This window comes from Microbacterium sp. 10M-3C3 (assembly GCF_003931875.1).
Lineage (GTDB): Bacteria > Actinomycetota > Actinomycetes > Actinomycetales > Microbacteriaceae > Microbacterium.
The window spans coordinates 346035-358302 of record NZ_CP034245.1 but is presented as its reverse complement, the minus strand read 5'-3'; the positions used below and the strand labels follow the sequence as shown (position 1 = coordinate 358302).

At 72.2% G+C, this 12268-nt stretch carries 12 protein-coding genes; 3 read left to right on the top strand and 9 right to left on the bottom strand.

Annotation, left to right across the window (positions count from 1 at the left end; translation table 11 throughout):
- Positions 1-4: 4 nt before the first annotated feature.
- Positions 5-1240, bottom strand: a complete 1236-nt coding sequence (locus EI169_RS01595) for an amidohydrolase family protein (RefSeq protein WP_125130372.1) — start codon at positions 1238-1240, stop codon at positions 5-7.
- A gap of 217 nt (positions 1241-1457) precedes the next feature.
- On the opposite strand from EI169_RS01595, the gene EI169_RS16485 reads away from it, so the two are divergent.
- Both EI169_RS16485 and radA read left to right on the top strand, forming a co-directional pair.
- The gene (locus tag EI169_RS16485; RefSeq protein ID WP_164515400.1) at positions 1458-1916 is read left to right on the top strand and encodes a DUF296 domain-containing protein; all 459 of its coding nucleotides are present in this window, start codon (positions 1458-1460) and stop codon (positions 1914-1916) included.
- 49 nt (positions 1917-1965) lie between these two features.
- Positions 1966-3333: a DNA repair protein RadA gene (gene radA, locus EI169_RS01585; RefSeq protein WP_125130368.1), complete on the top strand. Its 1368-nt coding sequence runs from the start codon at positions 1966-1968 to the stop codon at positions 3331-3333.
- 185 nt (positions 3334-3518) lie between these two features.
- On the opposite strand, the gene EI169_RS01580 is transcribed toward radA, so the two are convergent.
- The 6 genes from EI169_RS01580 to EI169_RS01555 are packed head-to-tail and all read right to left on the bottom strand — an operon-like array spanning position 3519 to position 8938.
- Entirely contained in the window at positions 3519-3923 is a 405-nt protein-coding gene (locus EI169_RS01580; RefSeq protein WP_125130366.1) for a dehydrogenase, read from the bottom strand.
- 32 nt (positions 3924-3955) lie between these two features.
- Positions 3956-4672, bottom strand: coding sequence for a GntR family transcriptional regulator (locus tag EI169_RS01575; RefSeq protein ID WP_125130364.1), 717 nt, complete (start codon positions 4670-4672; stop codon positions 3956-3958).
- A gap of 13 nt (positions 4673-4685) precedes the next feature.
- Positions 4686-5465, bottom strand: coding sequence for a 3-oxoacyl-ACP reductase (locus tag EI169_RS01570; protein ID WP_125130362.1), 780 nt, complete (start codon positions 5463-5465; stop codon positions 4686-4688).
- Positions 5462-6832, bottom strand: coding sequence for an aldehyde dehydrogenase family protein (locus EI169_RS01565; protein ID WP_125130360.1), 1371 nt, complete (start codon positions 6830-6832; stop codon positions 5462-5464). Before EI169_RS01565 ends, EI169_RS01570 begins: the two co-directional genes overlap by 4 nt.
- Complete coding sequence (locus EI169_RS01560; RefSeq protein WP_125130358.1) at positions 6829-7599, bottom strand: gamma-glutamyl-gamma-aminobutyrate hydrolase family protein; 771 nt, start codon at positions 7597-7599, stop codon at positions 6829-6831. Before EI169_RS01560 ends, EI169_RS01565 begins: the two co-directional genes overlap by 4 nt.
- Positions 7580-8938: a glutamine synthetase family protein gene (locus tag EI169_RS01555; protein WP_125130356.1), complete on the bottom strand. Its 1359-nt coding sequence runs from the start codon at positions 8936-8938 to the stop codon at positions 7580-7582. Before EI169_RS01555 ends, EI169_RS01560 begins: the two co-directional genes overlap by 20 nt.
- A gap of 146 nt (positions 8939-9084) precedes the next feature.
- Here EI169_RS01555 and EI169_RS01550 point away from each other — a divergent pair, with 146 nt between their 5' ends.
- A complete protein-coding gene (locus tag EI169_RS01550) occupies positions 9085-10644 on the top strand; it encodes an amino acid permease (RefSeq protein ID WP_125130355.1) in 1560 nt (519 codons plus the stop codon).
- Positions 10645-10918: 274 nt separating this feature from the next.
- Here EI169_RS01550 and EI169_RS01545 read toward each other — a convergent pair whose 3' ends face one another.
- Positions 10919-11623 (bottom strand): hypothetical protein, encoded by a 705-nt coding sequence (locus EI169_RS01545; RefSeq protein WP_205783858.1) that lies wholly within the window; start codon positions 11621-11623, stop codon positions 10919-10921.
- 55 nt (positions 11624-11678) lie between these two features.
- The gene (locus tag EI169_RS01540) at positions 11679-12185 is read right to left on the bottom strand and encodes an amino-acid N-acetyltransferase (protein WP_125130353.1); all 507 of its coding nucleotides are present in this window, start codon (positions 12183-12185) and stop codon (positions 11679-11681) included.
- Positions 12186-12268 lie beyond the last annotated feature (83 nt).

The following is a 12268-nucleotide window of genomic DNA, read 5'->3' as shown; positions in this document are numbered from 1 at the left end:
CTCCTTACGTGCCCGGGTGGGCTGCTGTGGGGGTGACGTCGTCGGGGAAGGCACCGGCCATGAGCTCGCCACGAGCCACGACGGCGACGATGTTCTCCGGAACGAGGACGTCGATGTCCTCCCACGGCCGGCCGCGCACGACCAGGAAGTCCGCACCCAGGCCCGGACGCAGCCGCCCGGTGGTGCCGCTGAGGCGGATCGCGTCCGCCGCATCCGAGGTGCCCGCGCGCATCGCGCGCTCGCTCGTCCACTCGAACGCGCGCTTCATGAGGCGCAGCTCCTCGAGCTGGTCGCCGAAGCGCACCATGATGCCGTTCGCGTCGGTGCCGAGGACGAAGCGGATGCCGGCGGCACCCGCGCCGGCGAAGTTCGCGTCGCGCTCGGCGACGACCGCGCGCGCCTTCTCGGCCGCGTCGTCGCTGACCGGGATGCGGCGGTCGGCGATTGCGTCGTTGATGAGGAGCGTCGGCGCGACGGGGAGGTTGCGCTCCAGCAGCGTCTCCCAGTGGCGCTCCTCGATGCCCGTGCCGTGCTCGATCGAGTCGACCCCGAACTCGAGAGCGATGTCGACGCCCTCGGCGGTGTGCGTGTGCGCCGCCACGAGCATCCCGAGCGCGTGCGCCTCGTCGACGGTCGCGGCGATCTCCTGCGGCGTCTGGTTGCGCCAGCCGACCTTGTCGCCGATCGAGAGCACGCCGCCGCTCGTGAAGATCTTGATGCCGTCGGCGCCCGAGCGCGCCCACTGCCGGACGAGCTTGCGGCACTCGTCGGGCGAGTCCGCGAGCGGCGCGCGATGCGGGTAGTGCGGCGGCACGAACAGGTCGCCGTGTCCCGCGGTCATGCCCACCGCGCCGTGCACCAGCAGGCGAGGGCCCGGGATGAGACCCTCGTCGAGCGCGCGGGCGGCGGAGAGCTGGACGTCGCTGCCCGACAGGTCGCGGAGGGTCGTGATGCCGGCCGCCGCCGCGTGCCGGGCGTGCGCGACGACGTGCAGCGAGCGCTCAGACGCGGGCGTGATGAGCGGCCACGTCATCCAGTCGCCGGGCCGCGACGAGGCCGACGAGTCGAGGTGCACGTGGGTGTCGATGAGCCCCGGCACGATCGAGTACTCGGCGGACGCGGCGGCCGCGGGCGCGACGTCTGTGATCCGTCCGGCCTGCCACGCGATGGTCGACGGGCCGCGATCGGCGTCGCCATCCCACAGCGGGAGACCGGACAGGGACGCGGGGCGCGCGGACACAGGGACTCCTCGTGAAAGGGGGGAAGAGGGGGCGTCGGGTTCGCCCCCTCTTCACGTTACGGCGACGGGGAGGGCGGATATCGACAAGTTACGGTTTCGGTCGCCACGTTTTACGGGATCGAAACACGACGGTGGCGTTTTTCCGGGCAGCTCCGGCGAAGATGGATCGCCGCTCATGCCCGGATGCGGAATCTTGTCAACATGTAGGAGGTATAACGTGCGGACCGCAGAGATCACCACGGGTCGGCGGCTCCTCGTCGTGCTGGAGCCGGGCGACGACGTGCTCGCCGCACTCGCGACGGCATGCGCCCACCACGGCGTGGTCCAGGCGGTGATCGGAACGTTCAGCGGCGCGTTCCGCCGCGCCCGCCTCATCGCCGCGGAGGGTCCCGTCGCCGATCCCGAAGCGCCGCTCGTCGACGCCGTGGAGGTGACCTACGCCGAGGGGATCGGCTCGGGCACGGTCACGACCTCCCCCGACGGCACGGTCGTCCCCCACGTGCACGTCGCGCTCGGAGACAAGGCGCGCGGCGCCGCGTCGGTCGCCGGTCACCTGCTGGCCGGCGAGACGCACTACGTGGTCGAGGTCGTGATCGACGAGGTGCTCGCGCCGGCGCTCGGGCGGGCTCCGCATCCGGACTCCCGCGGCGTCCCGATTCTCACGATCGACGGCTGAGCGGGCGCGCTCGGCGGCGATGTCGGGGGCGGCGCGTAGCCTGAGAACCATGCCCGCCCGCCGCACCGCCACGACCTCCTACCGGTGCACCGAGTGCGGCTGGACGACCCTGAAGTGGGTGGGCCGCTGCGGCGAGTGCCAGCAGTGGGGCACGGTCGTCGACGCCGGCGAGCAGACCGGCATCACGCGCACCGTCACGCCGGTCGCGCCCGCCGCGTCACGCTCGGCACGCCCGATCACGCAGATCGACACGGCGGATGCTCCGCGCCGCACGAGCGGCGTCGGCGAGTTCGACCGCGTGCTCGGCGGCGGCATCGTGCCCGGCGCGGCGATCCTCCTCAGCGGCGAACCCGGCGTCGGCAAGTCGACGCTGCTCCTCGAGGTCGCCGCCCAGAGCGCGCGAGCCGGGCGACGCGTGCTGTACGCGAGCGGCGAGGAGTCGACCGCACAGGTGCGGCTGCGCGCCGAGCGCACCGGGGCGCTGCACGACGAGCTGTATCTCGCGGCCGAGACCGACCTCGCCACGATCCTCGGGCACATCGACGAGGTGCAGCCGGAGCTGCTCATCGTCGACTCGGTGCAGACGGTCTCCTCCGCGCTCAGCGACGGCGTGGCGGGTCATCCAAGTCAGGTGCGCGAGGTCGCCTCGACCCTCATCCGCGTCGCGAAGGAGCGGGACCTGCCCGTCGTCATCGTGGGGCACGTCACGAAGGACGGCTCGATCGCGGGGCCCCGCATCCTCGAGCACCTCGTCGACGTCGTGTGCCACTTCGAGGGCGACCGGCAGACGTCGCTGCGGTTCGTGCGGGCGCTGAAGAACCGGTTCGGCCCCACCGACGAGGTCGGATGCTTCGACATGACGGGGTCGGGCATCGCCGAGGTGCCCGACCCGAGCGCCCTGTTCCTCGGGCACGGCGACCCCGAGCCGGGCACGTGCGTGACGATCGCCCTCGAGGGCCGACGTGCGATCCCGGTCGAGGTGCAGGCGCTCACGATCGAGACGAAGGCGCCCAACCCCCGTCGCGTGGTCAACGGCGTCGACGCCGCGCGCGTCGCGATGGTGCTGGCGATCCTGGAGCGGCGCGCGCGCGTGAAGGTCTCGGAGATGGACGTCTACGTCTCGACCGTCGGCGGCGTGCGCCTGGTCGAGCCCGCGGCCGACCTCGCGATCGCGATCGCGGTCGCCAACGCCGTGAACCACCGCACGATCTCGCACCGCACGGCCGCCGTCGGCGAGCTGACGCTCACGGGCGAGATCCGGCCCGTGACGCAGGCCGCGCAGCGACTGTCGGAGGCCACGCGACTCGGCTACGACACTGTGCTCGACGCGCGGTCGAAGAAGCTGCGCAACGCGCTCGACGACCTGCAGGTGCACGGCGCGGGCCGGCGCCGCGGCGACGACATCCCCGAGTTCTGACCGGCCCCCGGGCGGACGCGACGGGTCAGCGGCGAGGCGCTCCGGCGCGACGGCGACGCGAGTCGGCGAGGCCGAGGACGACGGGAAGGACCAGTCCGGCGGCGCACACGGCCGCGGTGATGGCGTACTCCATTCGGCCGAGTCTGCCACCGCGCTTCGCCCGTGCCAAACGCACGCGCCGGGGCTCAGGCCTCGAGTGCGGCGAGGACATCGGCGGGCGACGCCTGCATCGGGTGCGGTCCGGCGATGTCGAAGAACACGGTCGTGATGTCGTCTCGGTGCGCCGACACGAACGTGCGCAGCCACGCCGGCGACTGCAGTGCGACATGCGGCGGCAGCGTCTCGGGCTTGAAGGCCGCGTCGCTGAACAGCAGCAGCGCCACGTCCCCGGTGTTCGGGTCGCGGTACGTCCAGATCTCGCCCTTGTCGAGCGGATTGTCGCGGTCGGCCGGACGCATGAGCGGCGCGACGGTGGGCCCGTGGCGGAGGGCGAACGCGACGGCGGCCATGTCCTGCGTCTGCAGCGCATCCGTCAGCGCGGTGTTGCGGAACTCCAGCTCCGGCGCGTTGCGCCCCTTCTTCCCGGCCATCCCTCGACCCTAACGCGGTGCGCGCCCGCGCCTCAGCCGAGGAACCCGCGCAGGAGCGCCTCCGACCCGGCGAGGTGCTCGGCGACCGCCGCGGCCGCCGCATCCTCGCGACCCGACAGGATCGCCGCGACGATCCGCTCGTGCTGCGCGTCGGAGTGCTCGATGTTGCGCGGCAGGAGCGGGAACGTGTCGAGCCACGCGTTGATGCGCGCGCGGTTCTCGACCGCCAGCGGCACGAGCGACGGGACGCCGGCGAGCTCGGCGATCGCGAGGTGCAGGAGGGTGTCGGCGCGCCGATAGTCGTCGGCTGGGGCGGATGCGGCGGCCTCGTACCGCGCGCGGAGCGCGTCGCGGTCGGCGCGCGACAGCGTCCGCGCCGCGGCGAAGCGCGCTGCGCCGGTCTCGATGACCCGGCGCATCCCGAGCACATCGTCGAGCTCGGCGGCGGGCACACGCGGCGGCGCGGCGGGCCGGGGCGGCGGATCGGCGATGAACGTGCCGCCGTACCGGCCGCGGCGCGACTCGAGGTAGCCGGCGTCGGCGAGCTCGCGGATCGCCTCGCGCACGGTATCGCGGCTGACGCCGTACAGCGCGGCGAGCTCGCGCTCGGAGGGCAGCGACTCCCCCGGCGCGACGACGCCGAGCCGCACGGTCTGGATCAGCCGCGCGACGGTGTCCTCGAGCGCGTTGCCCTGCCGCACCGGCCGGTACACGGCCCGGCGGAGGTCGGTGAGGGGCGCCTCGGTCATCGCGTCGCGCCGCTCACAGCGGGGTCACGTACGCGTTGGTGATGCCGCCGTCGACGACGAACGCCGTCGCCGTGATGAACGACGCGTCGTCGGAGGCGAGGAACGCGACGGCCGCGGCGAGCTCCTCCGGCTCGGCGAAGCGCCCCATCGGCACGTGCACGAGCCGGCGCTGTGCGCGCTCGGGGTCCTTCGCGAACAGCTCTTGCAGCAGGGGGGTGTTGACCGGCCCGGGGCACAGCGCGTTGACGCGAATGCCCTGGCGGGCGAACTGCACGCCGAGCTCGCGGGTCATCGCCAGCACGCCGCCCTTCGACGCGGTGTAGCTGATCTGCGAGGTGGCCGAGCCCAGGAGCGCGACGAACGACGCCGTGTTGATGATCGACCCGCGGCCGACGGGCACCATGTGGCGCAGTGCCGCGCGGGAGCACAGGTAGACGCTCTTGAGGTTGACGTCCTGCACGCGATCCCACGCGGGCAGCTCGGTCGTCTCGATCGAGTCGTCGTCGGCCGGGGAGATGCCGGCGTTGTTGAACGCGATGTCAACGGACCCGAGATCGGCGGCCACGCCGTCGAACAGCGCATCCACGGATGCCTCGTCGGCGACGTCGACGCGACGGAAGACGCCGTCCACCTCGGCGGCGGCACGCTCGCCCGCGACCGGGTCGAGGTCGGCGATCACCACGCGCGCACCCTCGGCCGCGAAACGGCGAGCCGTGGCGAGCCCGATCCCGCTCGCCCCGCCGGTGATGATGGCGACGCGGCCGCCGAGGCGCTGAGTGAGGTCGATGGTCATGCGGTGTCCTGTCCTTCGGTGGCGTAGAAGACGTTCTTGGTCTCAGTGAAGTGCTCGGCGGCGTCGGGGCCGAGCTCCCGGCCGAGTCCCGAGGCCTTCATGCCGCCGAAGGGCGTGGCGTAGCGCACCGAAGAGTGCGAGTTCACCGACAGCACGCCGCTGCGGACGCCCCGCGACACGCGCACGGCCCGCCCGAGGTTCTCGGTCCAGATGGAGCCGGCCAGCCCGTAGCGCGTGTCGTTCGCGAGGCGCACGGCGTCGGCCTCGTCCTCGAAGGGCATGACCGCGACGACCGGCCCGAACACCTCCTCCTGCGCGATGCGGTCGCCCGGCGACGCGTGCACGACCGTCGGGGCGAGCCAGAAGCCGTCGCCCTCGGGCGCAGCGCCGCGGAAGGCGACGTCGACGCCGTCGAGGAAGCCGGCGACGCGGTCGCGCTGGCCGGCGGAGATGAGCGGGCCCATCTCGGTCGTCTCGAGCGCCGGATCGCCGACGCGCCACGCGTGCACGGCGGGCTCGAGGAGCTCGAGGAACCGGTCGTACACGCTGCGCTGCACGAGGATGCGGCTGCGCGCGCAACAGTCCTGCCCGGCGTTGTCGAACACCGCGGCGGGCGCGCTCGCGGCGGCGCCCTCGAGGTCGGCGTCGGCGAAGACGATGTTGGCGCTCTTGCCGCCGAGCTCGAGCGTGACCGGCTTCAGCATCCGTGCGCACTCGGCCGCGACCTCCGTGCCGACCGCGGTCGATCCCGTGAAGACGACCATGTGCACGTCGGGGTGGGTGGTGAAGCGCCGGCCGACGACGGGCCCGGCGCCCGGGATCACCTGGAACAGGTCGTCGGGGAGGCCGGCTTCGCGGGCCAGCTCGCCGAGCCGCAGCGCGGTGAGGGGCGTCAGCTCGGCGGGCTTGAGCACGACCGCGTTGCCCGCGGCGAGCGCCGGCGCGAAGCCCCATGCGGCGATCGTCATGGGGAAGTTCCACGGCACGATGATCCCCACGACCCCGTACGGCTCGTGGAAGGTGACGTCGATGCCGCCGGCGACGGGGATCTGGCTGCCGAGCAGCCGCTCGGGCGCGCCGGCGTAGTAGTTGAGCACCTGCGCGACGTGACCGGCCTCCCAGCGCGCCGAGCCGATCGGGTGGCCGGAGTTGGCGACCTCGAGCGCGGCCAGCTCGTCGACGTGCGCCTCGACGACCCCCGCGAAGGCGCGGAGCGCGTCGGCGCGGGCGACCGGGGCGAGGGCCGCCCACGCGCGCTGCGCGGCGAGCGCACGCCGCACGGCGTCGTCGACCTGCGCCTCGGTCGCGAGCTCGACGTCGCGGATGGGCCGCCCGGTGGCGGGGTTCACGACCGTGAAGGCGCTCACGCCGGCACCCCCTGACGGCTCTCGGCGAAAGCGGATGCGGCGGCGACGAGCCCCGCGAACAGCCGGCGATCGGCGGAGTTCTCCTCGGGGTGCCACTGCACCGCGACGAGGTACGACGCGTCGGGCGTCTCGAAAGCCTGCACGAGTCCGTCGTCGGTGCGTGCCGTGACGACGAGCCCGTCACCTACGCGGTCGACGCCCTGGTGGTGGTAGCTGTGCACGGCGAGCTCGCCCGCGCCCACCAGCCCGGCCAGGCGCGTGCCGTCCTCGACGCGCACGGTGTTCTCGGCGAAGACGCCGCCGCCGATGCGGTACCGCTCGGTGCCGAGCGCTTCGGGAAGGTGCTGGTGCAGCGTGCCGCCGAGGGCGACGTTGATGAGCTGCAGCCCGCGGCAGATGCCGAAGACCGGCATCCCGCGCTCGCGCGCACCGCGCAGGAGGGCCAGCTCCCACGCGTCGCGGTCGGGGCGCGCCGGATCGGTCAGCGGGTGGCGCTCGGCGCCGTACAGCTCGGGCTGCACGTCAAGGCCGCCCGTCAGCACGAGCCCGTCGAGACCGTCGAGCACGACCTGGGCGGCTGCATCCGGCCGCGCCTGCGGCGGCAGGAGCACCGCGGCGCCGCCCGACGAGGTGACGCCGTCGAGGTACTGCTCGGGCAGGAACGACGCGCGCACGTCCCACACGCCCTGCTTCGCGCGCTCGAGGTAGGTCGTGAGCCCGATGACCGGCGTGCGCACCCCGGTCGCGTCAGAGCCGCTCGAAGCCACGGATCCGCTCCCAGTCGGTCACGGCGGCGTCGAAGGCCTCGACCTCGATGCGCGCCTGGTTCAGATAGTGCGCGACGACCTCGTCTCCGAACGCCTCACGGGCGACGGTCGAGCCGGCGAAGAGCTCCGCCGCTTCGCGCAGGGTGGTCGGGAGGTGCTCGACGTCGTTGTCGTATGCGTTGCCGGTCAGGGGCGCCGGCAGCGGCAGCTCGTTGCGCACGCCGTGCAGTCCGCCGGCGATGATCGCCGACAGCGCGAGGTAGGGGTTGACGTCGCCGCCGGGCACGCGGTTCTCCACGCGCAGCGACGACCCTTGCCCGACGACCCGCAGCGCGCACGTGCGGTTGTCGATGCCCCACGCGACGCCGGTCGGGGCGAAGGAGCCCTTCGCGTAGCGCTTGTAAGAGTTGATCGTGGGCGCGTACAGCAGCGTGAACTCGCGCAGGGTCACCAGCACGCCGGCGATCCAGTGCTCCATGAGCGGGCTGAAGCCGTGCGGACCGTCGCCGGCCATGACGGCGGCGCCGTCCTGCCCCCGCACCGACAGGTGGATGTGGCAGCTGTTGCCCTCGCGCTCGTTGAACTTCGCCATGAACGTGAGCGCCTTGCCGTGCCGGTCGGCGATCTCCTTCGCGCCGTTCTTGTACAGCGTGTGGTTGTCGGCCGTCTCGAGCACCTCGGCGTAGCGGAACGCGATCTCCTGCTGCCCGAAGTTGCACTCGCCCTTCACGCCCTCGCAGTACAGCCCCGCCCCCTCCATGCCGACGCGGATGTCGCGCAGCAGCGGTTCGAGCCGCGTCGTGGCGAGGAGGTTGTAGTCCACGTTGTAGTCGGTCGAGGGTGTCAGCCCTTGGTAGCGCTTGGCCCACGCGTCGCGGTAGGAGTCGTCGAACACGATGAACTCGAGCTCGGTCCCGGCGTACGCGATCAGGCCCTCGGTGGCCAGCCGCTCGCGCTGCGCGTTCAGGATGCTGCGAGGCGAGGGCGCGACGGCGTCGCCCTCGTGTCCCCACGCGAGGTCGGCGAACACGAGCGCGGTCCCCGGCTGCCACGGCAGGCGCCGCAGCGTCGAGAGATCGGGACGCAGCAGCATGTCGCCGTAGCCGGTCTCCCAGCTCGACATCGCATACCCGTCGACCGTGTTCAGGTCCACGTCGACCGATAGCAGGTAGTTGCACGCCTCGGCGCCGTGCGGCAGCACTTCGTCGCGCCAGAAGCGCGCCGACACGCGCTTGCCGACGAGGCGCCCCTGCGCATCGGGGAAGCCGACGATGACGGTGTCGATCTCGCCCGCCTCGATCGCGGCATCCAGTTCGCCCGCCGTGAGATTGCCGGCCATCCGTCGTCCCTCCCTCGCGGCGCCGCGCGCGCGGCCCCTCCATTCGTAACACGGAACTTACACGCAAAGGTAGACAGGTCGACCTTTACGCCGCCACAATCATCCGCAAGGCGCGAGAGCGCGCTACCCGAATCTGCGGAGGTCGCATGTCCGAGTCACAGAGTGCCGCGCAAAAGGTCGCCGGCGCCACCTATACCCGCGCCGGCGCGGGCTACTTCGAGAAGCGCACGCTCAAGCGGTCGGCGGGCGTCTGGGGCCTGTGGGGTCTCGCCGTCGCGGCCGTCATCTCGGGCGACTTCTCCGGCTGGAACTTCGGCATCGGCTTCGCCGGGTTCGGCGGCATGCTCATCGCCTTCGCGATCCTCGTGGCGATGTACTACGGCATGATCTTCTCGATCGGCGAGATGGCCGCCGCGATGCCGCACACCGGCGGGGCGTACTCGTTCGCGCGGTCTGCGATGGGCCCGTGGGGGGGCCTTGTCACCGGCGCCGCCGAGACGATCGAGTACGTCGCGACCACCGCCGTCATCGTGTTCTTCTCCGCCAGCTACGTCAACGGCATCCTCGAGCCGCTGCTGGGGATCACCCTCCCCGGCTGGCTGCTGTACATCATCCTGTACGCCGTCTTCATCGCCCTGAACGCCGCCGGCGCGAACATCTCGTTCCGCTTCGCGATCGTGGTGTCCATCATCTCGATCGGCATCCTCGTCGTCTTCACGGTCATGGCGCTCTTCTCCCCGGCGCTGGACTGGGGGTCGCTGTGGAACATCGCGCCCGACCCGGGCTGGAACGCCTTCCTCCCCCACGGCGTTCTGCCGATCCTGTTCGCCCTCCCGTTCGCGATGTGGTTCTTCCTCGGCATCGAGGAGCTGCCGCTCGCGGCGGAGGAGTCGCACAACCCCGTCCGCGACATCCCGCGCGCCGGGTTCTGGGCGCGCGGCACCCTCATCGTCACGGGCCTGCTCGTGCTGTTCTTCAACACCGCCCTCCTCGGCGCGGAGGACACCGGAGCCGCCGACCAGGGCGAGCCGCTGCTCAACGGCTTCCGCGCCATGGTGGGCGATCAGGCCGCCGCCGTGCTCGCGCTCTTCGCGCTCATCGGCCTGCTCGCGTCGCTGCAGGGCATCATGTTCGCCTACGGCCGGAACATGTACTCGCTCTCGCGCGCCGGCTACTACCCGCGCTTCCTCTCGCTCACCGGCAAGCGTCAGACGCCGTGGGTGGCGCTGGTCGTCGGCGCGGTGATCGGCTTCGTCGCCCTCGTCGTGCTCGATCTGCTCGCGTCGCTCAACGAGGGCGCCGGCGCGCTCGCCGGGGCGATCGTGCTGAACATCGCGGTGTGGGGCGCGGTCGTGGCCTACCTGCTGCAGATGATCGCCTTCATCCTGCTTCGGCGGAAGTTCCCCGACGCCGCGCGCCCCTATCGCAGCCCGTGGGGCGTGCCCGGAGCGGTGATCGCGATCGTCATCGCGGCGCTCATCTTCCTCGGCTTCCTTCTCAACCCGACGTTCCTCCCGGCGATCATCGCGATCGCGATCGTGTACGCGATCCTGCTGGTCGGGTTCGGCGTGTACTTCCGGCACCGCCTCGTGCTCTCGCCCGAGGAGGAGTACGCGCTCTCCGGCGGCACGCACGGCGACCCGCAGGCGGAGGGCTACGACGCGATGGAGGGCGAGGTGTTCGGCGAGACCGAGCGCAGACCCTGACCGGTCCGGACGAAACGGATGCCGCGGTCGCTTCGGCGATCGCGGCATCCGTGTGTTCGGGGCTCCCCGGGAAGGGGGAGGCCCTCTCGAATCCCCCAGTTGGGGGCTGACGGATTCGAGAGGGCCTCGGCATCCTGCGGGCGGCGCGTCTCGCGCTTGGGGAACACGAGACCGGCTGCTGGGGACAGCCTCTGCCACCCGGTGGACCAGGAGCTCTCCCACGATAACGATTCGTCGGCGATTCGTCTGTCGGCCATTCGGGGGACAGACGCGGTCAGTAGAGCTGGAACGCGGCGGTCGTCGATGACGGGATGCCGGCGATCGACACGCTCAGGTGGTAGGTCGCGCCGCCGCCGGGGGCCGCCGGGCGGTCGCCCTGGCACGTGCTGGTCGACGAACGAGTCCGATCCCACGTCAGCGGCGCCGCGCTCGTGACCTGCTGCCCCGCCTTCACCAGCACGATCATGTCGCTCGGCTCGGTCTGGCAGTCGGTCGAGCGCCACCAGATGTCCGAGCCGCTGGAGATCGTGAACGCCTGCGCGCTCGTCCCGACGTTGAGCGTGCAGTCGGCGTCGGCCTTGTTCGTCAGGCGGATCGACAGCTGCGGATTCTGGCCGCTCGCGTACGCCTGGTGGTCGGTGAGCGCCTCCACGGCGATGTCCGCCGGCAGGCACCCCTCGGCCGTCGGCGTCATCTCGGGCGAGGCCGCGGTGTCGTCCGGGGGCGGTGTCTGCTCCGCGGACGGCGGCGCATCCGCCGCATCCGCCGTGTCCGTCGGTATGGGCGCCGGGTCCGTCGCGGAGGCCGAGGGCGACGGCGAGGCCGGCCCGTCGCCGACCGCGGCGACCGAGCGCCACGGCTGGGCGACGAAGAGCCACACGAGCGCGCCGATGACGAGGACGGCGAGCAGGAGCACCGCGAGGCGCCGCCGTCGGTAGACCGCCGGCGAATGCCGGCGACGGGGGGTGCTGCCGCTCATGCCACCAGGGTAGGCGCGGGCCGGCGGCTCCCCCGCGCGGCACGCCTGGGGGGCGTCAGAGCGTCTTGAGCATGCGCGTGTTGCCGAGCGTGTTCGGCTTCACGTGAGCGAGGTCGAGGAACTCCGCGACGCCCTCGTCGGGGCTGCGCACCAGCTGCGAGTAGACGTCGGGATCGACGACCTGCTCCCCGATCGGCGCGAAACCGCGCCGCGTGAAGAACTCGACCTCGAACGTGAGGCAGAACAGGCGACTCACGCCGATCCGCCGCGCGCGCTCCTCGAGCGCCTCGACGAGTCGCCGCCCGACGCCGCGGTGCAGCCAGTCGTCGGAGACGATGAGCGTGCGCACTTCGGCCAGGTCCTCCCAGATGACGTGGAGCGCGCCGCATCCGATGAGCCGCCCGGTCGCGTCCTCCTCCGCGACGACGAACTCCTGCACGGATTCGTACAGCAGCACGAGATCCTTCCCCAGGAGGATCCGCCGGCGTACGTAGGGCTCGAGGAGCTCGTGGATGCCGCGGACATCCGCCGTGCGTGCGTGGCGGACCGTGTACGTGCTCATCCCTCCAGCGTAGGCCGCCGGCCACCGCCCCCTTGCGTGAATCGGCGCCTACCCCGGGTGGGATAGGCGCCGATTCGCGCAAC

Excerpts from the sequence above, each read along its gene's own strand:
- EI169_RS01575 (WP_125130364.1), bottom strand. The coding sequence starts at position 4,672 with ATGACCGAGGCGCCCCTCACCGACCTCCGCCGGGCCGTGTACCGGCCG.
- EI169_RS01550 (WP_125130355.1), top strand. The coding sequence starts at position 9,085 with ATGTCCGAGTCACAGAGTGCCGCGCAAAAGGTCGCCGGCGCCACCTAT.
- EI169_RS01540 (WP_125130353.1), bottom strand. The coding sequence starts at position 12,185 with ATGAGCACGTACACGGTCCGCCACGCACGCACGGCGGATGTCCGCGGC.
- EI169_RS01570 (WP_125130362.1), bottom strand. The coding sequence starts at position 5,465 with ATGACCATCGACCTCACTCAGCGCCTCGGCGGCCGCGTCGCCATCATC.
- EI169_RS01545 (WP_205783858.1), bottom strand. The coding sequence starts at position 11,623 with ATGAGCGGCAGCACCCCCCGTCGCCGGCATTCGCCGGCGGTCTACCGA.
- radA (WP_125130368.1), top strand. The coding sequence starts at position 1,966 with ATGCCCGCCCGCCGCACCGCCACGACCTCCTACCGGTGCACCGAGTGC.
- EI169_RS01555 (WP_125130356.1), bottom strand. The coding sequence starts at position 8,938 with ATGGCCGGCAATCTCACGGCGGGCGAACTGGATGCCGCGATCGAGGCG.
- EI169_RS01580 (WP_125130366.1), bottom strand. The coding sequence starts at position 3,923 with ATGGCCGGGAAGAAGGGGCGCAACGCGCCGGAGCTGGAGTTCCGCAAC.